The organism is Shinella lacus, from assembly GCF_010994755.1.
Taxonomy (GTDB): Bacteria; Pseudomonadota; Alphaproteobacteria; order Rhizobiales; family Rhizobiaceae; genus Shinella; species Shinella lacus.
This window is the reverse complement of record NZ_WHSB02000003.1, coordinates 122,403-145,610: the sequence shown is the minus strand read 5'-3', so window position 1 is coordinate 145,610 and position 23,208 is coordinate 122,403. Positions and strand designations below refer to the sequence as shown.

The 23,208-nt window shown below is 65.2% G+C and carries 22 protein-coding genes; 11 read left to right on the top strand and 11 right to left on the bottom strand.

All coding sequences use genetic code 11. The features are described 5' to 3' along the window. Window positions 1-101 precede the first annotated feature (101 nt). A complete protein-coding gene (gene iolG / locus GB927_RS08815) occupies window positions 102-1,103 on the top strand; it encodes an inositol 2-dehydrogenase (protein ID WP_256116348.1) in 1,002 nt (333 codons plus the stop codon). 2 nt (window positions 1,104-1,105) lie between these two features. Here iolG and GB927_RS08810 read toward each other — a convergent pair whose 3' ends face one another. The 6 genes from GB927_RS08810 to GB927_RS08785 all read right to left on the bottom strand — a co-directional run bounded on the left by GB927_RS08810 (window position 1,106) and on the right by GB927_RS08785 (window position 7,630). Beyond that, on the bottom strand, window positions 1,106-2,017 hold the full coding sequence (locus GB927_RS08810; RefSeq protein WP_256116346.1) for a MurR/RpiR family transcriptional regulator: 912 nt from the start codon (window positions 2,015-2,017) through the stop codon (window positions 1,106-1,108). Between the two features lie 108 nt (window positions 2,018-2,125). Further along, entirely contained in the window at window positions 2,126-3,115 is a 990-nt protein-coding gene (locus GB927_RS08805) for a hydroxyacid dehydrogenase (protein ID WP_256116345.1), read from the bottom strand. Then, complete coding sequence (locus GB927_RS08800; protein ID WP_256116344.1) at window positions 3,116-3,931, bottom strand: HpcH/HpaI aldolase family protein; 816 nt, start codon at window positions 3,929-3,931, stop codon at window positions 3,116-3,118. A gap of 10 nt (window positions 3,932-3,941) precedes the next feature. Next, the gene (locus tag GB927_RS08795; protein ID WP_256116343.1) at window positions 3,942-5,378 is read right to left on the bottom strand and encodes an NAD-dependent succinate-semialdehyde dehydrogenase; all 1,437 of its coding nucleotides are present in this window, start codon (window positions 5,376-5,378) and stop codon (window positions 3,942-3,944) included. A gap of 135 nt (window positions 5,379-5,513) precedes the next feature. Continuing rightward, window positions 5,514-6,497 (bottom strand): Gfo/Idh/MocA family protein, encoded by a 984-nt coding sequence (locus GB927_RS08790; RefSeq protein ID WP_256116342.1) that lies wholly within the window; start codon window positions 6,495-6,497, stop codon window positions 5,514-5,516. A gap of 20 nt (window positions 6,498-6,517) precedes the next feature. After that, window positions 6,518-7,630 (bottom strand): Gfo/Idh/MocA family protein, encoded by a 1,113-nt coding sequence (locus GB927_RS08785; RefSeq protein ID WP_256116341.1) that lies wholly within the window; start codon window positions 7,628-7,630, stop codon window positions 6,518-6,520. Window positions 7,631-7,745: 115 nt separating this feature from the next. Here GB927_RS08785 and iolE point away from each other — a divergent pair, with 115 nt between their 5' ends. Next, window positions 7,746-8,645, top strand: coding sequence for a myo-inosose-2 dehydratase (iolE, locus tag GB927_RS08780; RefSeq protein ID WP_256116340.1), 900 nt, complete (start codon window positions 7,746-7,748; stop codon window positions 8,643-8,645). Window positions 8,646-8,840: 195 nt separating this feature from the next. Here iolE and GB927_RS08775 read toward each other — a convergent pair whose 3' ends face one another. The 4 genes from GB927_RS08775 to GB927_RS08760 all read right to left on the bottom strand — a co-directional run bounded on the left by GB927_RS08775 (window position 8,841) and on the right by GB927_RS08760 (window position 12,933). After that, the gene (locus GB927_RS08775; protein WP_439655478.1) at window positions 8,841-9,617 is read right to left on the bottom strand and encodes an ATP-binding cassette domain-containing protein; all 777 of its coding nucleotides are present in this window, start codon (window positions 9,615-9,617) and stop codon (window positions 8,841-8,843) included. Continuing rightward, on the bottom strand, window positions 9,617-10,738 hold the full coding sequence (locus GB927_RS08770; protein ID WP_256116339.1) for an ABC transporter permease: 1,122 nt from the start codon (window positions 10,736-10,738) through the stop codon (window positions 9,617-9,619). The genes GB927_RS08775 and GB927_RS08770 overlap by 1 nt, the downstream gene beginning before the upstream one ends. Window positions 10,739-10,815: 77 nt before the next feature. Then, window positions 10,816-11,760 carry a sugar ABC transporter substrate-binding protein gene (locus GB927_RS08765; RefSeq protein WP_256116338.1) on the bottom strand — a complete coding sequence of 315 codons (945 nt, stop codon included), beginning with the start codon at window positions 11,758-11,760 and terminating at the stop codon, window positions 10,816-10,818. A 63-nt stretch (window positions 11,761-11,823) separates the two neighbouring features. Next, complete coding sequence (locus GB927_RS08760; protein ID WP_256116337.1) at window positions 11,824-12,933, bottom strand: phytanoyl-CoA dioxygenase family protein; 1,110 nt, start codon at window positions 12,931-12,933, stop codon at window positions 11,824-11,826. A 326-nt stretch (window positions 12,934-13,259) separates the two neighbouring features. Between GB927_RS08760 and GB927_RS08755 the strand changes: the two genes are divergently transcribed. Together GB927_RS08755 and GB927_RS08750 are read left to right on the top strand one after the other, a co-directional pair. Continuing rightward, entirely contained in the window at window positions 13,260-13,634 is a 375-nt protein-coding gene (locus GB927_RS08755; protein WP_256116335.1) for a CidA/LrgA family protein, read from the top strand. After that, complete coding sequence (locus tag GB927_RS08750) at window positions 13,627-14,325, top strand: LrgB family protein (protein ID WP_256116334.1); 699 nt, start codon at window positions 13,627-13,629, stop codon at window positions 14,323-14,325. Before GB927_RS08755 ends, GB927_RS08750 begins: the two co-directional genes overlap by 8 nt. A 7-nt stretch (window positions 14,326-14,332) precedes the next feature. On the opposite strand, the gene GB927_RS08745 is transcribed toward GB927_RS08750, so the two are convergent. After that, a complete protein-coding gene (locus GB927_RS08745) occupies window positions 14,333-14,935 on the bottom strand; it encodes a helix-turn-helix domain-containing protein (RefSeq protein ID WP_256116333.1) in 603 nt (200 codons plus the stop codon). 214 nt (window positions 14,936-15,149) lie between these two features. Here GB927_RS08745 and GB927_RS08740 point away from each other — a divergent pair, with 214 nt between their 5' ends. From GB927_RS08740 to GB927_RS08710, 7 genes are all read left to right on the top strand, one after another. Next, window positions 15,150-17,108, top strand: a complete 1,959-nt coding sequence (locus tag GB927_RS08740; protein ID WP_256116332.1) for an oxidoreductase — start codon at window positions 15,150-15,152, stop codon at window positions 17,106-17,108. A gap of 83 nt (window positions 17,109-17,191) precedes the next feature. Continuing rightward, window positions 17,192-17,809, top strand: a complete 618-nt coding sequence (locus tag GB927_RS08735; RefSeq protein ID WP_256116331.1) for a helix-turn-helix domain-containing protein — start codon at window positions 17,192-17,194, stop codon at window positions 17,807-17,809. A 39-nt stretch (window positions 17,810-17,848) separates the two neighbouring features. Beyond that, window positions 17,849-18,925, top strand: a complete 1,077-nt coding sequence (locus tag GB927_RS08730; protein WP_439655477.1) for an extracellular solute-binding protein — start codon at window positions 17,849-17,851, stop codon at window positions 18,923-18,925. Between the two features lie 132 nt (window positions 18,926-19,057). Beyond that, on the top strand, window positions 19,058-19,879 hold the full coding sequence (locus GB927_RS08725) for an ABC transporter permease (protein ID WP_439655486.1): 822 nt from the start codon (window positions 19,058-19,060) through the stop codon (window positions 19,877-19,879). Between the two features lie 5 nt (window positions 19,880-19,884). Next, window positions 19,885-20,670 carry an ABC transporter permease gene (locus GB927_RS08720; protein WP_256116327.1) on the top strand — a complete coding sequence of 262 codons (786 nt, stop codon included), beginning with the start codon at window positions 19,885-19,887 and terminating at the stop codon, window positions 20,668-20,670. 2 nt (window positions 20,671-20,672) lie between these two features. Next, window positions 20,673-21,788 carry an ABC transporter ATP-binding protein gene (locus GB927_RS08715; RefSeq protein ID WP_256116326.1) on the top strand — a complete coding sequence of 372 codons (1,116 nt, stop codon included), beginning with the start codon at window positions 20,673-20,675 and terminating at the stop codon, window positions 21,786-21,788. A gap of 20 nt (window positions 21,789-21,808) precedes the next feature. Beyond that, the gene (locus tag GB927_RS08710) at window positions 21,809-23,194 is read left to right on the top strand and encodes an NAD(P)/FAD-dependent oxidoreductase (RefSeq protein WP_256116325.1); all 1,386 of its coding nucleotides are present in this window, start codon (window positions 21,809-21,811) and stop codon (window positions 23,192-23,194) included. The last annotated feature ends 14 nt before the right edge of the window (window positions 23,195-23,208 follow it).

The window sequence follows — 23,208 nt, the reverse complement described above, 5'->3', positions numbered from 1 at the left end:
CTCAAAATCCTCGCTGGCCCGAAAACGGGCTTGCAGAATTATTATTGACAGAATATCAAAAGTGCAACGAATTTTGCATTCCGATTTTCCGGGAGGAACCGATGACGAGAATAGCCCTGCTCGGCTGCGGCCGCATTGGCAAAATGCACGCGGCCACCATCGTGCGCGCCGAAGGCGCCGAACTCACCGCCGTCTACGACCCGGTCGCAGCCGCCGCCGAAGAGATCGGCCGGCGCTACGGCTGCACCGTCGCCGCCAGCGCTGAGGAGGCGATCGCGCTCGCCGACGCCGTGCTGATCGCGACCTCGACGGCGACCCATGCGGACCTCATCGAAGCTTCCGCCAAGGCCGGCAAGGCGATCTTCTGCGAGAAGCCGATCGACCTGTCGCTCGACCGCGTCATCGCCTGCCGCCAGGCCATCGCGGGCTTCGAACGGCCCGTGCAGATCGGCTTCAACCGCCGCTTCGACCCCGGCCACCGCGCCGCCCACGATGCGACGCGCGCCGGCGAGATCGGCGATCTCCAGCAGGTCATCATCACCTCGCGCGATCCGGGCCTCGCCTCACGCGACTATCTCAGGGTCTCCGGCGGCATCTTTCGCGACATGACCATCCACGACTTCGACCTCGCCCGCTTCATGCTGGGCGAAGAGCCCGTCGAGGTTTTCGCCACCGGCAGCACGCTCGTCGATCCGACGCTCGCGGAATTCGGCGACGTCGATTCCACGATGATCGTCATGCGCACCGCAAGCGGCAAGCTCTGCCACATCAACAATTCCCGCGCCGCGGCCTATGGCTACGACCAGCGCGTCGAGCTTTTCGGCTCGAAGGGCATGCTGATCTCCGGCAACCGCCGCGCCCACCATGTCGAGCGCTTCAATGCCACGACGACGGGTGCGGGCGAGCCCTATCTCGACTTCTTCATCGAACGCTACGTCGAAGCCTTCGAACTCGGCCTCCAGTCGTTCCTCGCCTGCGTCGCCTCAAACACCAGGCCGGACGCCACCTTCGAGGATGGCGAGAAGGCACTGGTGCTGGCCGAGGCGGCCATTCGCTCCAAGGCGGAAGGCCGCTTCGTGAAGGTCGGCGAGATTACCGGCTGACCTCAATGCTTGCGCCGCTGCTTGCCCGTGACTGTCGGGATCTCGGGCGAGCCCTTCTTGTCTTCCTGAAGCAGCGCGGCGAGCGCCACCGCAATCGTCTGCGTCAGGCACATGGGTGCGGCGAGCGAGCGCGAGAACGAATATTCGTCTTCCGGAATCGTGAAGAGCACCGTCGCATTCTTGGCGAGCGGCGAGAGCTGGCTGTCGGTGATCGCCACGATCGGCGTGCCGTTTTCCGCCGCGACATCGGCGATCGTCACCACTTCCTTGGCATAGTGCCGGAAGGCGATGGCGACCAGCACGTCCTTCTTGCCCATCACCTTCGCCATTTCCGGCGCAAGCCCGCCAGCCGGATCGAGAAGAATGACGCGGCATTGCAGCATGGAGAGCACGTAGCGCAGGAATTTCGCAATCGGCTCCGACCGCAGCTGGCCGGCGATGAAGATCGTGTTGGCGTTCTTCAGCGCGCGGGCGGCCTGCGAAAGGCTCTCCTCCGTCGTCGTGTTCAAAAGCTCCTGCAAGGTCGCGATGTCGCGCACGACTAGATCGTGCAGGAAACCGAGATTGCCCTTGCGCTTGGTCTTTTCCAGATCGACGTCGAGCGCGCTGATGCGTTCGCGATAACCGGGTGCGGCGGTCGACAGCCGGCTCTGGAACACCGACTGGAGCTGCTTGAAGCCGGAAAAGCCGAAATTCTGCGCGAAACGCACGAGGATGGACGGATGCGCGCCGCACTGTTCGGCAATCGCATTGATCGACTGCATGGCCACGACGTTGGGGTTCTGCGTGATGAACCGCGCGACCTGCTGGAACCGGTCGCTGAGGTTGGGATAGGCTTCCGTGACGATGTTGAAGAAGGTCTCGTAGTTCGCCGTTTTCGGTGGCGGCTGGTCGGACTGTTTTACCCGCGGCATTGAGCCTCCACTCCCCAGAGTTCGTGTCATTTCAGAAACCGTGCAGTATTGCATAAATCAAAAGTCTGCAACGTTTTGGCCGAAGCCGGGAAACAGCACTCAAAAGCGTCAGGCGCCGACACTCGAACGGGCATGCGCCGCGATCTCGTCGCGGTTGACGACGAGCGCCGGATCGAGCGTGCCCTTGAAGAAATCGAGGATGTTGGTCGCCGCCGAGATCGCCATGCGCCGCCCACAGGCTTCGGTCAGCCCGGCATTGTGCGGCGAGAGCACGACGCGCTCGCAGGCGAGCATCGGGTCGTCGCGCGCCGGCGGTTCGGAATCGAGCACGTCGAGGCCGGCCGCGGACAGGCGCCCCTCGTTGAGCGCGGCGAGCAACGCCGCCTCGTCGATCAGCCCGCCGCGCGCCGTGTTGACGAGGATGGCGGAGCGCTTCATCACCGCCAGTTCCGCCGCCCCGATGAGCGGTTCCGCGCCGGATTTCGGCACATGCAGCGACACCACGTCGGCCTGCCGGAGGCCATCGCGCAGGTCTGCGACCGGGGTCACGCCGGCCGCCGCGATCTCGGCGGCGTCTTGGAACTTGTCATAGGCCAGCACCGCCATGCCGAGCACCATCGCGATCTGCGCCAGTCTCCGGCCAATGCGCCCGAAACCCACGACAAGCAGGGTCCGCCCGTCGAGTTCGTCAGCATCGAGGGTGTTGCGGTAGTTCCAGTCGCCGGCCCGCATTTTTTGGTCAAAAAGCACGGTGCGGCGTGCGGCCGACAGCATCAGCATCGCGGCATGTTCGGCCACGGCTCGCGAATTCACGTCACCCACGACGGCAAGCGGTATACCGCGGCCGTTCAGCGCTTCAACATCGACGGAATCATACCCCACGCCGTGGCGCGAGACGATCTTGAGCTGCGGCGCGCCGGCGATGAACTCCGCCGGCAGCGGCTGGGTGCGGATGAGCAGCGCATCGGCGGCGGCGAGGAACGGCCGGTAGCTCGCCGCGGAAACCTCCTCGACATAATCGACCGTCACGCCCGGCGCGGAGTGCAGGACCGCAAGTCCATCCGCATGGATCTTGCCGGCCACCAGGATCCTCGGCATTCAATAGCCTCCCGTATCGATCTTGTTTTCGGGAGCGACCTCCTGCACGAGCTCGCGGAATTTTCGCACGCTCGCATCGGCGGCGGCGGCAAGCAGGCGGACGTCGTTGGAGACGGTGATGAAATCGAAGCCCCAGCCGACGGCCTCGGCCGCATATTCGGGGGTGCCGTTGTGGAGGGCCGCACGCTTGCCGGCCTTGTGCGCCGCATGGAGAATCCGCTTGATCGCCTCGATCATCTCCGGCTCGCGGCGGTCGAAGCCGGGCGCATAGCGCTTGCCCTGAAGCCCGAGCGTCAGGTCCGCCGGGCCGATATAGACGCCGTCGAGGCCGGGGGTGGCGAGAATGTCTTCGAGGTTCTCATAGGCCTGCGCGGTCTCGATCATGGCGAGGCAGATGATCTCGTCATCGGCTTCCGCGGCATAACCGGGGCCGGCGGAGAAGAGTGCCCGGCTCGGCCCGAAACTGCGCACGCCTGCGGGCGGATAGCGCACGTAGGAGACCAGCCGTTCGGCCTCGGCGCGCGTGTTGATCATCGGGCAGATGACGCCGTAGGCGCCGGCGTCCAGCGCCTTCATGATATCGGCGGGGTCAAGCCAGGGCACACGCACCAGCGGCGTCACGCCGCTTGCCCGCATCGCCTGCAACATCGGCACCGTGCCGTCATAACCGACGATGCCGTGCTGCATGTCGATGGTGAGCGAATCGTAGCCCTGACCGGCCATGATTTCGGCGCTGAAGGAATTGCCGATCGAAAGCCAGCCGTTGATGACGGGCTTGCCCTCCGCCCAGCGCTGCTTGACACCGTTCTTGATCATGGCTCTCTCCTCAAACCGTCATCTGCGCGAGTTTGACATTGGAATAATCCAGAATGCCCTCGGTGCCACCCTCGCGGCCCATGCCGCTTGCCTTGATGCCGCCAAAGGGCGCCTCGGCCGCCGCGAGCGCAAAGCTGTTGACGCCGACCATGCCCGCCTCCAGCCGCGCCGCCGCCTCTCGGGCGCGCCCGGCATCGCGCGTGAAGACATAGGCGGAGAGGCCCATCTCGGAGGCGTTCGCCCGCTCGAAGACCTCGTCCGCCGAGGAGAAAGGCGTGATGGCGGCGATCGGGCCGAAATTCTCCTCGGCGATCGCCTTGGCATCGTCCGGCAGGCCGGTGACGACGGTCGGCTCAAAGAAGAAGCCGGCATTCATGCCGGCCGGGCGGCGGCCGCCGGCAAGGATCTTGCCGCCGCGGTCGCTGGCGTCGGCGATGATCTCCTCGATCGCCAGCCTGCGGCGCTCGTTGATCAGCGACCCCATCTGCGTCGCCTCGTCGAGGCCATGGCCGAGCTTCAGCGCTTTTGCCCGCGCCGCGAAACCATCGGCAAAGCGATCGTGCAGCGACTCGTGCACGTAGAAGCGGTCCGGCGTGACGCAGACCTGGCCGGCATTGGCGTATTTCGTCGGCACGGCGAGGTCGAGCGCCCGGTCGAGATCGGCATCGTCGAAGACGATCATCGGCGCATTGCCGCCGAGTTCCATGCTGACGCGCTTCACCGTCTCGGCGCTGTCGCGGATCATCTGCTGGCCGACGCGGGTCGAGCCCGTCAGCGAAACCTTGCGCACGAGGGCCGAGGCCATAATGGGCTTGTAGGTATTGCCGGTCGGGCCGATCAGAAGATTGGCGACGCCTGCGGGAAGGCCGGCCTCGCGCAGGCAATCGAACAGGATCATCGCCACACCCGGCACCTCGACCGAAGGCCGGACGATGACGGCACAGCCGGCCGCAAGTGCGGGCGCGACCTTGCGGGCGATCAGCGCCGCCGGGAAATTCCACGCCGTGAAGGCCGCGACGACACCGACGGGCTCATGTGACACTTCCAGCCGGCCGCCCGGCGCGCGGCTTTCGACGATGCGGCCGTAGATGCGACGGGCCTCTTCCGCGTACCAGCGGAACTGGTCGACGGCGAGGCCCCATTCACGACCGGCCTGCGCCAGCGGCTTGCCGGTTTCGAGCGTGATCTGGCGGGCCGCTTCCGCAGCGCGCGCAGCCATGACATCGGCGACCTTGTGCAGTGCATCCGCGCGCGCCCAGGCGGGCGTCGCCTTCCAGCTGCGGAAGGCGCGTTCGGCAACGGCGATCGCCCTTTCCGTATCCTCCACGGCGGCGGCGGGCACCACGCCGAGAACCTCGCCATTGCCGGGATCGGTGATCTCGGTGGAGGCCCCGCGCGCCGGCCCCGACCAGGCGCCGTCAATGAACAAACCGTAGGAACCGTACATGTCACCTCCTCCATGCCGGCGGTGCAAAAGGCCGCATCCGCCAGCAGCATTTCCCATTCACAAAAGAAGCAATCTTTATTGCAAGTCAAGAATTATCCGCAACGTTTGGTGCGGACCCGCATTCCCGCCCACTATTCAGCTTGGACTTTCGGGCAGCGTCAGCCGCGTGCGCTCGCGTGTCGTCATTGCGACGACAATCTGGTCCGCGAGGCAGGTGGCGACGAGCCCGTCCCAGGCCGTCGAGCCATCCGCCGCCGGCGTGCCGCCGCGGATACCGTCGATCCAGGCCTGATTCTGGAGGCGATAGGCATCGCGGAAGCGGGGCACCCAGTTTGCCGGGAAAGACCCCTCCTCCGCGCCGTTGCGCCGTGTGCGGGTGACGGCCGGATGCGCCATGCCGATCGTGCCGCCCGCGCAGACCGCTTCGGCGTGGACGTGGTAGCCGTAGTCGGCATTCATGAAGAGTTCCACGGAAACGAGGCTGCCCGCCGCCGTTTCGAAGATGAACATGGCGGGGTCGTTGCTCGCCTCAGACGGGCAGGGAATGACGGTGACGGCGGTGTATTCCGTCGAGAGCAGCCAGCGGCAGACGTCGATCTCGTGCACCAGCGAATTGGTGACGGCCATCGCGCCGGTGAACCACGATGGCGCTGCCGCATTGCGATGCTGGCAATGCAGGATGCGCACGGCACCGAGCGTGTTGTCGTCGATCGCTGCCTTCATTTCGCGATAGGCGGGATCGAAGCGGCGCATGAAGCCGGTCTGGACCAGCCGCCGGCCGGATCGCGCCTCGGCCGTGACGATCTCCAGGCATTCGGCGGTGCTTGTCGCGAGCGGCTTTTCGCAGAGGACCGGCTTGCCCGCCGCGATCGCCGCCAGCACGAGCCGGTGATGCGTCGCATCCGGCGAGGCGATGAGCACTGCTTCGACGGCGGGATCGGCGATCAGCGCCTCGGCGTCCGTCGTCGCCCTCGCCCCGCGCGCGGCCGCCTCGGCACGGGCAGGGTCGGCATCGGCCACGGCAACGAGGTGCGCGCCCGAAACATCGCTGGCAAGGATGCGCGCATGCTCCGCCCCCATCACGCCCGCGCCGATGACGCCAATTCCGATGCTTTTCACGGTTCTTCCTCCCATCCGCGTCAAACCGCAAGCCAGGCGCCGTTGCGCGACGATGTCTGGATCGTCTCCACCAGCGTCTGAATGCGCAGGCCGGCGCGGAAATTGAACGGTTCTGGCCTGAGGCCGGCGATCGCGTCGAGATAACCGGCGACTTCGATCGCCTTCAGGTCATTGAAGCCGAGCTGGTGGCCGGGTGCGACGCAGAAGCGACCATAGGGCACATGGTCTGGACCGGCCTCGATGCGGCGGAAACCCTGGCGGCCCTTGGCATCGCCCGTCGAATAGAAATGAAGTTCGTTGAAGCGCTCCTGCGAGAAGGCGAGCGCGCCTTTGGTGCCGTAGACCTCGAAATCGTGCTGCATCTTGCGGCCGGTGGCGACCCAGTTGCCCTCGATCGAGCCCGTCGCGCCGTTTTCGAAGCGCAGGAAGGCGCGGCCGATATCGTCCGTCTCGACGGTCCGCACGCCGCCCTTGCCGTCGGGGCGGCTGGCGATCACCGTCACGCAATCGCCCATGACCCTGGTGATCGGGCCGACGAGGAACTCGGCCGTCGCCAGCGCATGGCTGCCCAGATCCGCCAGCACCCCGCCGCCCGCCGGATCGTGCCGGAAGGTGAAGGGTGCGGCCGGATCGGCCATATAGTCCTCCGCATGGAGGCCGCGATAGCCGCGGATGTCCCCCAGTTCCCCGCCGGCGATCATCTCCCTCGCGAGGCCGAGCATCGGGTTGCAGAGATAGTTGAAGCCGACCTGCGTCCTGACGCCGGCCTTTTCCGCGGCGTCCGCCATTTCGCGCGCGTCGCTCGCAAGCGGGGCGAGCGGCTTTTCGCAATAGACGTGTTTGCCGGCGGCGATTGCCGCGAGCGCCATCTCCTTGTGCAGGGCGTTGGGGGCGGTGATGTCGATCACGTCGATGTCCGGGTCCGCCACCAGGCTCCGCCAGTCATCCGTGGCCCGTGCGAAACCGAAGGCGGCGCGTGCGGCTTCCGCCTGCGCCAGGGTCACGTCGGCAATCGTCGCCAGCTCCACGTCACAGGGCAGATCGAAGACCCGCTCGGCGGCGGCAAAGCCGAAGACGTGCGTCTTGCCCATGAAACCCGAGCCGATAAGGCCAAGACGGAGCTTCTTTTTCATTCTCTGTGTTTCCTCAGATGATGCGCAGTTTGTTGAATGCAATTATCGTTGCAAAAATATGAAAGTGTCAATATTTGTTTTGCAAGACGCCTTCCCTCGAACCTGGAGCCCGACCATGAAAGCCAAACTCGGCATTGCGCCCATCGCCTGGTGGAACGACGACCTGCCGGAAATCAGCAGCGATATCTCGCTGGAAGGATGCCTTGCCGAAGCGCGCGAAGCGGGTTTCACCGGCATGGAGACCGGCCGCCGTTTCCCGATGGATGCGGCGACGCTGCGCCCGATCCTCGACCAGCACGGCATGAGCGTGTGCGGCGGCTGGTTCTCGGGCCTGCTGCTCGACGGTGACATCGCGGCAGAAAAGGACCGGATCGCAGCGCAGATGGCCCTGTTCAAGGCCGTCGGCGCGCCCTGCATCGTCTATGGCGAGACGGCGGGCACGATCCAGGGCGACCGTACGGCGCCGCTTGCGACGAAGCGCAAGCTCTCCGAGGACGAGATCAAGACCTATGGCCGCAAGATGACGGCCTTTGGCGAATGGTGCGCCGACCAGGGCATGCCGATTTCCTACCACCACCATATGGCCGCCCCGATCGAGACCGAGCAAGAACTCGACCTCCTGATGAAACATTCCGGCGAGGGCCTCCCCCTGCTCTTCGACGCCGGCCACATGGCCTTCGCCGGCGGCGACGTGCTGCGGGTCATCGACAAGCACCACACGCGCATCACCCACGTGCACACCAAGGACGTGCGCCTGCCGGTGATCGACGCGCTCGACCGCACGCGGGAAAGTTTCCTCGACGCCGTGATCAAGGGCGCCTTCACGGTTCCCGGCGATGGCAGCCTCGATTTCGAGGCCATCGTCAAGCGCCTCGCCTCCTACGGCTACGAGGGCTGGTTCGTCGTCGAGGCGGAGCAGGACCCCACCCACAATCCGCCGCTCGACATGGCAAAGATCGGCCATAAGGAACTCCTCCGCGTGATGGCTGCCGCCGGTTACGAGGTTGTCTGCTGAGCGCGAGAACCTCCGGACTCCGCCCTTTCCTCCGTCATGGTCGGGCTTGACCCGACCATCCATGCCGCGGGTACTGCGCGGATCCTCGGGTCAAGCCCGAGGATGACGTTGGAGGGTAGGAAGGCTCGCAACCCCGCAAACCAGACCCCGCATGCAATGCGATGCACGCCGGATTGTCTGTCCGGCGTGCGCTTCTCAGATCGTCCCGCCGAGCGAGGATTCCAGCAGCGCCAGCTCCTGCCCGCCGGCCATCATGTCCTGCAGCGCCGCTGCATCCACCGTGCCGCGTTCGGCGGTGCCCAGCGTCTGGCCGCGGTTCAGCACCGTGAAGCGGTCGCCGACGGCGAGCGCGTGGCGGACATTGTGGGTGATGAAGACGACGCCGATGCCCTGCTTGCGCACCCGGTCGATGGTGCTCAGCACATTCGCCGTCTGGCGCACGCCGAGTGCCGAGGTCGGTTCGTCGAGGATCAGCACCTTGGCGCCGAAATAGACGGCGCGGGCGATGGCGACCGTCTGGCGTTCACCGCCGGAAAGCGTGCCCACCGCCTGGTCGGGGCCGCGCAGGCTGATGCCCATCTTGCGCATTTCCTTGACGGTAATGTCGTCGGCCTTGGCCGTGTCGAAGGTCCGGAAGGGCCAGACGCCGCGCTCCGGCTCACGTCCCATCCAGAAATTGCGGCTGACGCTCATCAGCGGGATCATGGCGAGGTCCTGGTAGACCGTCGCGATGCCCGCCGTCATGGCATCGCGCGGGCTCTGGAACAGCGTCGGCGTGCCTTCCACCAGCACCTCGCCGCCGCTCGGCTTGTAGACGCCGGACATGATCTTGATGAAGGTCGATTTGCCGGCACCGTTGTCGCCGAGCAGGCAATGGCATTCGCCTGCGCGGATATCGAAGGAGACGCCGGCCAGCGCGATGACATGGCCAAAATGCTTGGTGATGTCTTTCATCTCCACGATGGCGGCCATCAGCGTTCTCCCGTGATGATGCGGCGGATATAGGTGTTCATGATCACGGCCGTCAGCAGGATAAGGCCGAGGAACACCCGGAAGAGCGAGCTTTCCGCATTGGCGAAGAACAGGCCCTGCTGCACCACGCCGAAGATGATGGCGCCAAGTGCGGCCCCGATGACCGAGCCGTAACCGCCGGTCAGCAAGGCGCCGCCGATGACCACGCAGATGATCGCCTCGAACTCCTTCAGGAGACCGCGGTCGGCCGCCGCCGAGCCGAATTCCATCACCTGGCAGGTCGCAAAGACGCAGGCGCAGAAGGCGGAAAACATGAACATGAGGATTTTGACGCGATTCACCGGCACGCCGACGTAGCGCGCGGCGAGCGCATCGCCCCCGGCCGCAAAGATCCAGTTGCCGAACTTGGTGCGCGTCAGCAGCCAATGGCCGAAGATCACCAGCACGATCGCCCAGACGACGAGCATCGGGATGCCGTCGATGACCGGCTGGCCGGCGCGGTTGCCGCGGGTGAAGGTGGCGATCCAGCCCGCCTCCCCCATCCAGGTGAAGAGCCAGCCCAGAACCTTGCCGCCGAAGATCGGCGCTAGCCAATCGGTCGCCGCCTTCTCCGCGACGCCGCCGATGATGGTCTGCCGGGTGAAGTAGATCGAGCCCCAGATGGTCAGCCCGCGCAGGATATAGAGGAAGGCGAGCGTCACGATGAAGGACGGCAGGCCGGTGCGGATGACCAGCCAGCCGTTCACGCCGCCGAGCAGGATGCAGAAGACGAAGGTCGCGATGATGGCGAGCCACAGCGGCACGCCGATATGGACCGAGAGAATGGCGATCATCACCCCGGAAAAGCCGATCATCGAGCCGGTCGAAAGATCGAACTCGCCGGCGATCATCAGGAGACAGGCGCCGACCGCGATCACCATGAACTGGGCCGAGACCACCGTCCAGTTCATCACGCCTTCCGCGGCGAACATGCCGCTGTCGCCGGCAATGACGGCAAACAGCAGGAAGACCAGGATGGTGCCGCAGATGCCGCCGAGCTCGGGCCGGATCAGCGCGCGCCGAAGCGGCGAGACGGGTTTGATGCGCTCGTCCTTCAGCGCGTCTGGAATGACGTCCGTCATGAATGCATTCTCCTCCCTCGAAAAAGACTTTTGGCGCGCACGGGCAGGTCGCCCGGCGCGCCAAAAAACCCGTCAGATCAACGGTACTGGCCCGCCAGCGACTCGACGAGCGCGATATTGTCCTTCGTAACGAAGCCGGGGCCAGTGAAGATGGAGTTGGCCGGCGCCACGCCGTAGCGCACATAGCTCGTCAGCACCTGGATCGGGATCGAGCCCTGCAGGAACGGCTGCTGGTCGATCGCAAAGTTGATCGTGCCGTCCTTGATGGCGGCGGAAATCTCGGCCGAGAGGTCGAACGTGCCGAAATAGAGATCGCCGTCGAGGCCCATTTCCTTGACCGCCCGGATCGACGGTTCGGCCGAGTTGGGGCCGAGCGTCAGGATCGCGCCGGTATCGGGATTGGCGGTGAGGTAGGCCTTCACCTTGTTCTGTACTTCCGACGGGTCGATGCCGGAATCGACCATCTGGTTGCCGAGTTCCACGCCGATGCCCTCGGCAAAACCGCGGCACCGCTCCACGGAGGCCGGGTTGGTGATGTAGTGGTTGACGCAGAGGAAGCTCTTGATGCCCGCTTCCTTGGCGCGCTTGCCGGCGCCGAGGCCCGCTTCAAATTCCGGCTGGCCGACATGCATCAGCGCGCCGAGCTTCTGGCTTTCCTCGACCGTGCCCGAATTGACGGTCACAACCGGAATGCCCTTGGCGATGGCGTCCTTGATCGGCCCTTCGAGCACGTTGAAGTCGGCGATCGTGACGATGATGCCGTCGACGCCGGCAGCCGAACTCTGCTGCACGAGGCGCGCCATGTCGGCGAGGTCGCCCGTCGGCGGATTGCGATATTCGGTCTCGACGCCCATCTGCTCGTTCGTGACCTTGATGGCGTTCTTGATGACGTTGAACCAGCTGTCGCTATCCGGGCCATGGCTGATCCAGACAAACTTTTCGCCATCCGCATTGGCCACACCGGCAAAGGCCGTCGTGGCGAGCAGCGCGCCGAGGGCGAGCGATTGCAGAATTTTCTTCATGAACGATTTCCTCCCGAAATTGGCTTCCTGTTCCTCCCCGCCCGAAGCCGTTGCGGGTAACTGTCAGGCCGCGCGCTTGGCGCCCTGTGCAGACAAAGCGGCGTCCAGTTTCGCCTGGTCCCAGCCTTCCGCGACGGCCCGGGCGAGCAGCTCCTGCTGGCTTTCCGGCGCAAGACCGCCGAGCGGCGGATCGGTGTCGAGATTGGTCGGGAACGGGTAGCCGTCCGCCGTCGCGGCGATCACCGCGCGCCGACCCTGCGGCGAGAGTGCCGCCAGATGCGGGTAGACGGCGCGGGCCATGGCGGTACGGTCGAGGTTTTCCATGTGGCGCGCGAAGGCCGAGGCCGTCTGGATGAGGTTGACCATGCGCACGACATCCGCGGTCCGGTTCTCGCCGGCAGCGTGGAACAGCGCGGGGCTGAAGAAGATCGCGTCGCCCTTTTCGAGGGCGAGCTGGACATAGTTCTCCTCGAAATAATCGCGGAATTCCGGCCGCGTGGCGGCGACATAGCCCGGCAGGTAGCGCTGCGAATGCGGCAGCAGCTTCGTCGTGCCGCTCTCGACGGGCATGTCGCAATGGGCGACGCCGCCTTGCAGGATGAGGGTCGGACCGGTGGCGTGGATGTGGCTCGGATATTCCGCCATCTGCTCCGGCTTCATGAAGCCGAGATGGTAATCGCGGTGCGGCGCCTGCGCCTTGCCGCCGGGGCGCACCTGGTTGACCTGCGTGGCGATCTGGTAGCCCGGGCCGAGCCAAGCGCGGCAGGCGATATCGATCACCGGGTTGGCCATGTAGCGGGCGTAAACGGCGGGATCGCGCAGGCAGAGCTTTTGCAGGCTGTTCCAGATGCGGTCATTGGCGCCGGCCTTGGCGAAATGGTCGCCTGCTGCCGTGCCGGCCGCGCGCTCGTCGGCGATGATCTGGCGAAACACCTCGCTCGCCGCATCGATGGCACCCGGATCGGTAAAGGCGCGCTTCACCACGAACACACCCGGCCCCTCGCCGATGATCGACGCCCATTCCGGGCCGATTTCGTCATTGACAGAGGCGCCGTCATAGATCGGAATGTTCTTCTCGATGGCGATCGCCGTCGGGCACATCGCCATGGTGGTCTCGGTCTCCACCTGACGCCGGAATTGCGCAAGGTCGATCACCGTTGCAATATCGTTCATCGAAATCCTCCTACCCGATGCGTGAAACCCGGTTTGATGGCGGCATGCATCCTTCTCGCGGCACCCCTCCTCGGGCACCGCGAGCCGCAAGCGCAGATCAAAAATTGCGGCCATCAACTATCAGCAATATTAATTGTGAAATTTTGCCGGTGTCAATAGATCGTGCAACCTGCGGCGCGATGTTCGTCTTCGCGGTCGAGGAAAGCATGCCATGCGAGCGCAACGGGCCGGGCATGGCCATGGATTTAACGGCGGAACGCCTTTAATCCTGCCAGGAAGCGGCCCCGTGCCGCCTTCGAAACAATGCCAGGCTCGGGAGTGCGCACATGCTCGTCGGAATAACGATTCTTCTTGTTTTTCAGCTCGTTGGCGAAGTCACCGCTTATTTCCTCGGAGGTTTCGTGCCCGGTCCCGTCATCGGCATGGCGATGGCCGCCATCGTGCTCACGTTGACGAAAGGCTCGGCTTTCCTGCAACCGGCCCATGAACGGACCATCGACACGTCCAAGGCGATCCTCGCCAATCTCGGCGTGCTCTTCGTGCCGGCAGGCGTCGGCATCATCCAGCATCTGGATCTCATCCGCGACCGCGGCTTCGCGCTGATGGCGATCGTGCTGTTGTCGACCGTCATCACCCTCACCGTGACGGTCTGGGTCTTCATCCTCGTCAAGCGGCTTTCCGGGGGCTATGCCAATGACTGACGGGCTCTGGGTCTATCTCGCCACCTCGCCGCTTCTGTGGCTCGCCGGAACGCTGGTCGTCTGGCTGGCAGCCACCGGCCTTTCCGGGCTCGCCCCCGGCAATCCGCTGCTGAACCCGATCATGATCTCGATCGCCGCCATCGCTACCGTGCTTTGCGTGACCGGCATCGACTATGCCACCTATTTCGAGGGCGCCCAGTTCATCCACTTCCTGCTGGGGCCGGCGACCGTGGCGCTCGGCATCCCGCTCTTCGAAAAACTTTCGCTGGTGAAGAGCAATCTCGTGCCCATGCTGAGCGCGCTCGTCGTCGGCAGCTTCACGGCGGTCGGCTCGACGGTGTTCTTCAGCGACCTGTTCGGCTTTTCGCCCGAAGTCGTCGCCTCGATGGCGCCGAAATCCACGACGGCCGCCGTCGCCATGGCGATCTCCTCCGGCTTGCAGGGTGACCCGGCCCTGACGGCGGCCGTCGTCGTCCTCACCGGCATCTGCGGCGCGATCGTCGTCACGCCGATGATGAACGCCATGCGCATCAAGGATTTCAGCGCGCGCGGGTTTGCGGTCGGGCTTGCCTCGCACGGGATCGGCACGGCGCGCGCCTATTCGGTGGATCCGGTCGCGGGACTGTTTTCCGGCATCGCCATGGGCCTGAACGCCGTCCTCACATCCCTGATCGTCCACCTCTTTCTCTGAAAGGCCCTCAGAAACTCGGCGGGCTGATTGCCCAGAGCACGATGGCTTCGCGCTCTGCCGGGTTACGGTAGCGGTGCGGCTCGCCGGCGGAATAGGAGAAGCTGTCGCCTTCGCGCAGGTGGAAATGGCGCTCGCCGATCCAGATTTCGAGTTCGCCCGCCATCACGAAGCCCACCGCGTCGCCCGCATGGCTGTAGCTCTCCGCGCTCTCGGTGCCCGGCGGCAGGCGCGTGTAGATCATCTCGACCTGCAGGCTCATCTTCGGCGTCAGCAATTCGTCGACGATGCCGTGGTCGTACTGGATCCTCAGGCGATTGCCGCGCCGGATGACATAACCATGCTCGGCCTGCGGCACGGGCGCCGCGCCGCCGAAGAACCATTGCACCGTCACGCCGAGGCTCCGGGCAATGCCGACCAACGCGGGGATCGATGGATAGGCGAGGTTGCGCTCGATCTGGCTGATATAGCCGGTCGAAAGGCCGGCACTGTCTGCAAGCTGGGCGAGCGTCATCCTGCGCCGTTTGCGCAGGCCGCGGATGCGCTCGCCGAGCACCGGATCCTCGCCGGCGGCGGCATCCATGGCCGGCTCTGGAGCGTTCTCGTCTGCCATCGTTTCATTCCTCGTGTCCCCGGCAAAGTCGTTCAGATTGCGGGTAATGGCAACAGATTTTGCCGCTAGTAAAAAAATCAGTCGATTTTTTACTCAAGATAAAATAGAAGCGGTCTCGTTTCGCTCGCTCAGGATGGGAGGACTGGATGGCCGGGATTGAACCTTTCAAGCGCTTCGTGCGCCTCTGTCGGAAGACGGGAGGTGTCGCGTAAGCATGACCGCCTCTCCCTTTCCGAACCTTTTCCAGCCCTTGCAGATCCGCGGCGTGCTGCTGAAGAACCGCATCATGTCCACCGGACACGACACGACGCTGCCGACCGATGGCCTCGTCAACGAGGCGCTCATCGCCTATCACGAGGCGCGGGCAGCGGGCGGCGTCGGGCTCATCGTCTCCCAGGTTGCCGGCGTGCACGAGACGGCGCGTTATACCTCGCACATGCTGATGGCCACGGAAGACGACTGCATCGACGGCTATCGCCGGCTGGCGGAGACCTGTCACGCCCATGGCACCGCCCTCTTTTCGCAGCTCTTTCATCCCGGACGGGAGATCATGGAGGGTGGCGACGGGCTGCTGACCGTCGCCTACGCGCCCTCCGTCACGCCCAACGAGCGTTTTCGCGTCATGCCGCGCGCGCTCGACCAGACGATGATCGACGAGATCGTCGCCGGCTATGGTGCGGCGGCACGGCGCATGCACCAGGCGGGTCTCGACGGCGTGGAGCTGGTGGCAAGCCACGGCTATCTGCCGGCGCAGTTCCTGAACCCGCGCGTCAACCTGCGCACGGACGTCTATGGCGGACCGCTGGAAAACCGGCTGCGCTTCGCTGCCGAGGCACTGAAAGCGATCCGCGCGGCGACGTCGGAGGATTTTGTCGTCGGCCTGCGCATCAGCGCCGGGGATCGGGATGAAAACGGCCTCACCTCCGACGAGGCGCTGGAAAGCTGTCGCCTGCTCGAACCGCTGGTCGACTATGTCAACGTCACGGCCGGCACCTCGGCCTCGCTTGGCGGCGCCGTGCATATCGTGCCGCCAATGGCCTATCGCAACGCCTATCTTTCCAGCGATGCGGCCCGCTTCCGCCGCGCGCTGAAAGTCCCCGTCTTCGTCGCCGGCCGCATCAACCAGCCGCATGAGGCCGAGGCCGTGCTGGCCGAGGGCGCCGCCGACGTCTGCGGCATGACGCGCGCGCTGATCTGCGATCCGGACATGCCGGTGAAAGCCGAGGAAGGCCGCACCGACGACATCCGCGCCTGCATCGCCTGCAACCAGGCCTGCATCGGCCATTTCCATCGCGGCGTTCCGATCTCCTGCATCCAGCACCCGGAAACCGGCCGCGAGCTGAAATTCGGGACGCTCACACCCGCCACGCGGCCGAAAAAGGTCATGGTGATCGGCGGCGGGCCGGGCGGCATGAAGGCCGCCGCCATCGCCGCCGCGCGCGGCCATCAGGTCACGCTCTACGAGGCCGCCAGCCAGCTTGGTGGACAGGCGTTGCTCGCCCAGCAATTGCCGCGCCGCGCGGAATTCGGCGGCATCATCACCAATCTATCGCGTGAGCTCGAACTGGCGCAGGTGCGCGTGGTCAAGGGCGTGCGCGTCGATGCGGCGCTTGTCGAGCGAGAAAAGCCGGATGCCGTCGTGCTCGCGACCGGCGGAAGACCCTATCTGCCGGAAATTCCCGCAGACGACAGCGTGCAGGTGGTCGATGCCTGGCAGGTGTTGCGCCGCGAGGTGAAGACCGGCAGCCGCGTCGTCGTCGCCGACTGGCGCTGCGACTGGATCGGCCCCGGCATTGCCGAATTGCTGGTCAATGACGGATGCAGCGTCGAGCTCGCGGTCAACGGCACCCATCCCGGCGAGTTGCTGCCACTCTATGTGCGCGACAACATCGCCGCCGAACTGCACAAGAAGGGCATCGGCATCACGCCCTACGCCCGGCTCTACGGCTGCGATGGCGGCACCGTCTACCTGCAACACACCGTCAGCGAACAGCCGATCGTCTTCGAGAATATCGATACGCTCGTGCTCTGTCTCGGGCACGCGCCGGTGGACGCGCTCAAGGCCGCGCTGGCGGGCCTCGTGCCTGAAATCCATCTCATCGGCGACTGTCTCGCCCCGCGCACCGCGGAAGAGGCGGTTTATGACGGGCTGAAGGCCGGCGCGGCGCTGTAGGACACACAAAATAGCCGGCCGGTGATTTTAGCAGTTGCCAAAGTGCCCTTCACTTAATACGCTGTTAAGTGAAGGGTGAGGCCATGGACGACATCGCGGTTGCGACGAAGAATCAGGCTGCTGTGGGCGAGAAGGTGAAGACTTTCCGCACTGCCCGGCGCATGTCGCTTCGCACGCTGGGCGACGCCACGGGAACGACGGCGAGCTTCCTCAGCCAGTTGGAGCGGGGGCTGAGCGGAGTCAACATCAGCACGCTGATGCGCATTGCCGGCGCGCTCGGCATCAGCCTGACCGACCTGTTCGAAGAGACCGCCCCGCCCGTCGGCCGCGTGCTGCGCAAGCACGAACGCCCGGCCTTGCCGCCGGCCGAAGGCTACCGAAAGATGCTGCTGTCGCGGCGCCCGATCCGCGACATGGAAGTCTATATCGGCGAATTCGACCCCGGCGGCTCGACGGGCGAAAAGCCCTACAGCCATGGGGATTCGCATGAACTGTTCTTTGTGCTGCGGGGTGAGGTGGAACTCACCCTCGGCGACGAGCGCCATGTGCTGTCGGCCGGCGACAGCATCGAATATCCGACCTCGGTTCCGCACAAGACCGTCAATATCGGCACGGAAACGGCTGAAGTCCTCTGGATGATCGCGCCGCCCACCAGCGTCGCGGATGACCTCGACAAATACCTGCCACGGCCGGGCTCGTAACCGCGGCAGGAACAACGCACGCGAGCGCTACTGGGAGTAATGACGATGAAGAATTTTGCGAGGGCTTTCGCCCTGACGATGACGTGCGCCCTGGCGTTGCCGGCGTTCGCACAGGACAAGCCGGTCGCCGGCGAAGTGAAGGAAGGCTCGCTCAAGGGCAAGACGCTGACCTTCGTCTCCTATGGCGGCATCTACCAGGACGGCCAGGTCGCCGCGCTGCAGGATTTCGTGACGAAATCCGGCGTGACGCTGCTGAACGACGGTCCGACGGAAATCGCCAAGCTGAAGGCCCAGGTCGATGCCGGCAACGTCACCTGGGACGTGGTCGATACCGCCGACCTGCCGCCTTACGTGCATTGCGGCACGCTGTTCCAGAAGCTCGACCTCTCCAAGCTCGACGTCTCGAAAATCCCGCCCGGCCAGGTCGGCGAGTGCTCGGTTCCGGCGATGAACTACGGCGTCGTGCTGATGTACAAGAACGAGACCTACAAGGACAATCCGCCGAAGAACTGGGTCGATTTCTTCGACACGGAGAAATTCCCCGGCATCCGCGCCATCGACGGCAGCGGCGATCCGACCGGCGGCCTGATCGAACAGGCCTTCAAGGCATCCGGCGGCGACCCGAGGGCGATGACGCCGGACGATATCGAGAAGGGCATCCAGAAGCTGCGCGATCTCGGCCCCGACACGATCTACTGGAAAACCGGTGCTGAATCCCAGCAGCTCGCCGAATCCGGCGAGGCCGACATGGTGATGATGTGGACCGGCCGCGCCATGACCGCCGTGAAGAACGGCGCCGCCTATACGCCCGTCTGGCAGGATTGGCTGGTCGTCATGGACCAGATGACCATTCCGGTCGGCGTCAAGGACACGGACGCCGCCTATGCGCTGCTCAATGCCTATCTCGGCGCGAACGCCCAGGCGATCCTCACCGAAAAGACCTCCTACACGCCGATCAACCTCGACGCCAAGCCGAAGGTCGACGACGTGACCGCGGCCTTCCTCACCTCGACGCCCGAGCGCATTGGCCAGGGCTACCAGCAGAACATCCCGTTCTGGGTGAAGAACTTCGACCTTGCCGCGGAAAAGTGGTCCGCCCTTCTTTCCGGCAACTAAGAGCGTGATCCCATGCAAGTCCGGCGTGATGCCGGGCTTGCTTCCCCAGCACGGGAGGTTTCCTTGACAGCGATACCCGACCAAGGCGCGCATACCGGTTCCGAACGACCCACCTTCCTGTCGCGCTTCCAGCTGCGGGGCGCGGTGTGGCTGGCAGCACCTGCCGTGCTGGTGCTGCTCGTGGCGCTCGCCTATCCGCTGGCGATCGTCGTGGTGCGCAGCTTTACCGATCCGGCGCCCGGCATCGACAATTACATCTGGTTCTTCCAGTCCGCGGTGAACCGGAACGTGCTGCAACGAACCTTCGTCGTCGCCGCCTGGGTGACGCTCGCCTCGCTGATCTGCGCCTACCCCTATGCCTATGCCATGACCATCGTCGGCCGGAACGTGCGGCTTGCGCTCATCCTCTGCGTGCTCGTGCCCTTCTGGCTGAGCGGCGTGGTGCGCACGCTCGCCTGGGTCATCCTGCTGCAGGATTCCGGCGTGATCAATTCCATGCTGCGCGGTATCGGGCTTTCCCCCGTAAAGCTCATCCGCACGCTGCCCGGCGTCATCATCGGCATGACGCAGGTGCTGCTGCCCTTCATGATCCTGCCGATCTATTCGGTGATGCGGGGCATCGATACGCGCCTGTTGCAGGCCGCCCGCAGCCTCGGCGCGAAACCCTGGCGCGCCTTCGTGCAGATCTACGTGCCGCTATCGCTGCCCGGCGTCTATGCCGGCGCGATCATCGTCTTCATCCTGTCGCTCGGCTTCTACATCACGCCGGCCCTTCTTGGTGGCCCGCGCAGCACCATGCTGTCGTCGCTCGTACAGAACCAGGTGCTGAGCCTGCTCAACTGGGGCCGCGGCGGCGCCATGGGCGTGGTGCTTCTGGTCGCGACCTTCCTGCTGCTCGCCATCGCAGCGCCGCTGATGCGCCAGAAACACACCAGCAATCGCAGGGAGGCCTGAGACCTATGCCCTCCTTCCCGCGCGTTTTCCTCGGCCTGTTCTGCCTGCTTGTCGCCGTGCTGCTCTTGGCGCCGACGCTGGTGGTCATTCCGATGTCGTTCAACGGCAACAAGTCGCTGGCCTTCCCGCCGGTGGGCTTCTCCTGGCAATGGTACGCCAACTTCTTCAGCAATCCCGACTGGACGACGAGCTTCACCAATTCGCTGATCATCGCGCTCATCGTCGCCGTCGTCGCGACCGTGGTCGGCACGCTCGCCGCGTTCGGCGTGACGAGGGCTGCGGCGCGCACCGGCGGGCTGCTCAGGGCCTTGCTGATCACGCCCATGGTCGTGCCCGGCGTGGTGCTGGCGATCGGCATCTATGCGGTCTATCTCGACGCACATCTGGTCGGAACCGTCGTCGGCTTCGTGCTGGCGCATACCATGCTCGCCATCCCCTTCGTGCTGATCGCCGTGCAGGCGAGCCTTGAAGTCTTCGACCGCCGACTGGAGACCGCCGCATCGAGCCTCGGCGCCGGGCGGCTCACCGTCTTCCGCACGGTGACGCTGCCGCTGATCCTGCCGGGCATCCTCTCCGGCGCGCTCTTCGCCTTCATCACCTCGTTCGACGAGATCATCGTCGCGCTGTTCATCACGAGCCCGTACCTGAAGACCCTGCCGGTGCAGATCTACACCTCGATCACCCGCGACGCCGACCCGACGGTCGCCGCCGTCGGCACGCTGCTCTTCATCGCGACCTCGCTCATCATCGTTGCCGGCCTGCTCTTCGGCATGCGCCGCGGAAGGACATGACCATGAATGCACCCCAACGCTCCGCCGGCGCCGCGATCGAAATCCGCAAGGCCTCCAAGCGCTACGGCGCCTTCACGGCCCTCAACGATATCGACCTGCACATCCGCCCCGGCGAGTTCATGACGCTGCTCGGCCCTTCCGGCTCCGGCAAGACGACGACGCTGAACCTGATCGCCGGCTTTACCGATATCAGCTCCGGCGCGCTGGAAATCGGCGGCAAGAGCGTCACCGGCTTGCCCTCGCACAAGCGCAATATCGGCGTCGTCTTCCAGCACTACGCGCTGTTTCCGCACATGACGGTGGGCAAGAACGTCGCCTATCCGCTGACGCTGCGCGGCATCAAGGGCGAGGACCGCGAGCGGCGCGTAAAACGCGCGCTCGACATGGTGAAGATGACCGATTTCGCCCATCGCTACCCGAACGAGCTTTCCGGCGGCCAGCAGCAGCGCGTGGCGCTTGCCCGCGCCCTGGTCTTCGATCCGCCGCTGCTTTTGATGGACGAGCCGCTCGGCGCGCTCGACAAGAAGCTGCGCGAATGGCTTCAGCTCGAAATCAAGCGCATCCACCGCGAACTCGGCACCACCTTCGTCTATGTCACCCATGACCAGGAAGAGGCGCTGGTGCTCTCCGACCGCATCGCCGTCTTCAACGGCGGCCGCATCGAGCAGATCGGCACGGGCCGCGAACTCTATGACCACCCGGCAACGCTGTTCGTCGGCCGCTTCATCGGCGAATCCACCGTTTTGCGCGGCCCGACGGAGACCGTGGACGGCAACACCGTGATGACCATCGGCAAAGACAAGGTCGTAGCGCACGGCCGCCTGCCCGGCGATGCGCGACCGGTGATCCTACTCCGACCCGAGCGCACGGCGCTGAAACGCCCCGGCGCAGACGCCGTCACCGGCGAAAACCGGCTCTCGGGCACGGTCGAGGAGGCGATCTATCTCGGCTCCGGCTCGAAATACGAGGTGCGGCTGACCGACGGCACCACCGCCGTCGTGCGCAGCCCCCTTGGTGGCGCCGATTTCAGGATCGGCGACCCGGTGGACGTCACCTTCACGCCCGCCGACCTTACCCTTCTTCCCGACGATGCCAGCGCCGACGTGACGCTGACCTGAACCCACCGAAAGCACATCCCATGGACGTCAAGACCAACGGCAACATTTCCTTCTGGTATGCCGATATCGGCGGCATTCCGCAAAAGCGCCCTCCCCTGCCGGGCGACCGCGAAGCCGATGTCTGCATCATCGGCGCCGGCTATACCGGCCTGTGGACCGCCTACTACCTGAAGAAGGCCGATCCCACGCTGAACATCGTCGTGCTGGAGCGCGAATTCGCCGGCTTCGGCGGCTCGGGCCGCAATGGCGGATGGCTTTCCGGCGGCTTCAGCTGGTCGCGGGAGAAATATGCCAAGACCTCCAGCCGCGGCGCGGTGGTGGACATGCAGAACGCCATGGCCGGAACGGTCGACGAGGTGGAACGCGTCACCAGGGCCGAGGGCATCGATGCCGACCTCATCCGCGTCGACAAGCTCGTCGCCGCCACCAATGCGGCGCAGCTTGCGCGGGTGCGAGAGGAGTATCAGTTCGCCCTCGACTGGCAGATGCCGCCGGAGCGTCTGCAACTGCTCTCGGCGCAGGAGGCAGCCAAGCGCATCAACATCGCCGACGTCAAGGGCGCCGTGCTCTATCGAAACATGGCCCGCGTGCAGCCGGCCAAGCTGGTGCGTGGCCTTGCCAAGGTGGTCGAAAGCCTCGGTGTGGCGATCTACGAGGGAACGAGCGTCACCTCGTTTGAAAAGGGCCGCGTCTCCACCGATCGCGGCACGGTGCGCGCCAAATCCATCATCCGCGCCACGGAGGGCTTTTCCGCCGGCCTGCCGGGTTATGAGCGCACCTGGCTGGCGCTGAACAGCGCCCAGATCGTCACCGAACCCGTGCCTGAGGCACTTTGGAAGGAAATCGGCTGGGCCGGCCACGAGCTGCTCGGCGATGCGGCGCATGCCTATTGTTACGCCCAGCGCACCCGCGAGGGCCGTATCACCATGGGCGGGCGCGGCGTGCCCTACCGCTACGGCTCGAAGACCGACGTCAACGGCCAGACGCAGCAGGCGACGATCGACGCGCTGCACGGCATCCTGACGCGCCTGCTGCCGCAGACGAAATCGCTGAAGATCGACCATGCCTGGTGCGGCGTGCTCGGCGTGCCGCGCGACTGGTGCACGACGGCGGGCTTCGACCGCTCCACCGGCATCGGCTGGGCCGGCGGGTATGTCGGCCTCGGCGTTTCCTCCTCCAACCTCGCCGGCCGCACGCTGACCGACCTCGTGCTCAACCGCGAGACGGCGCTGACCGGCCTGCCCTGGGTCAACCGCACGGTGCGCAAATGGGAGCCGGAGCCGTTCCGCTGGCTCGGCGTGCACTCCATGTACCAGCTCTACCGCATGGCCGACGAGCGCGAATTCGCCGGCCTGCCGAAGACCTCCAAGCTCGCGGCCCTTGCCGACGGCATCACCGGCCACTGAGCCTTTTCAAGGAT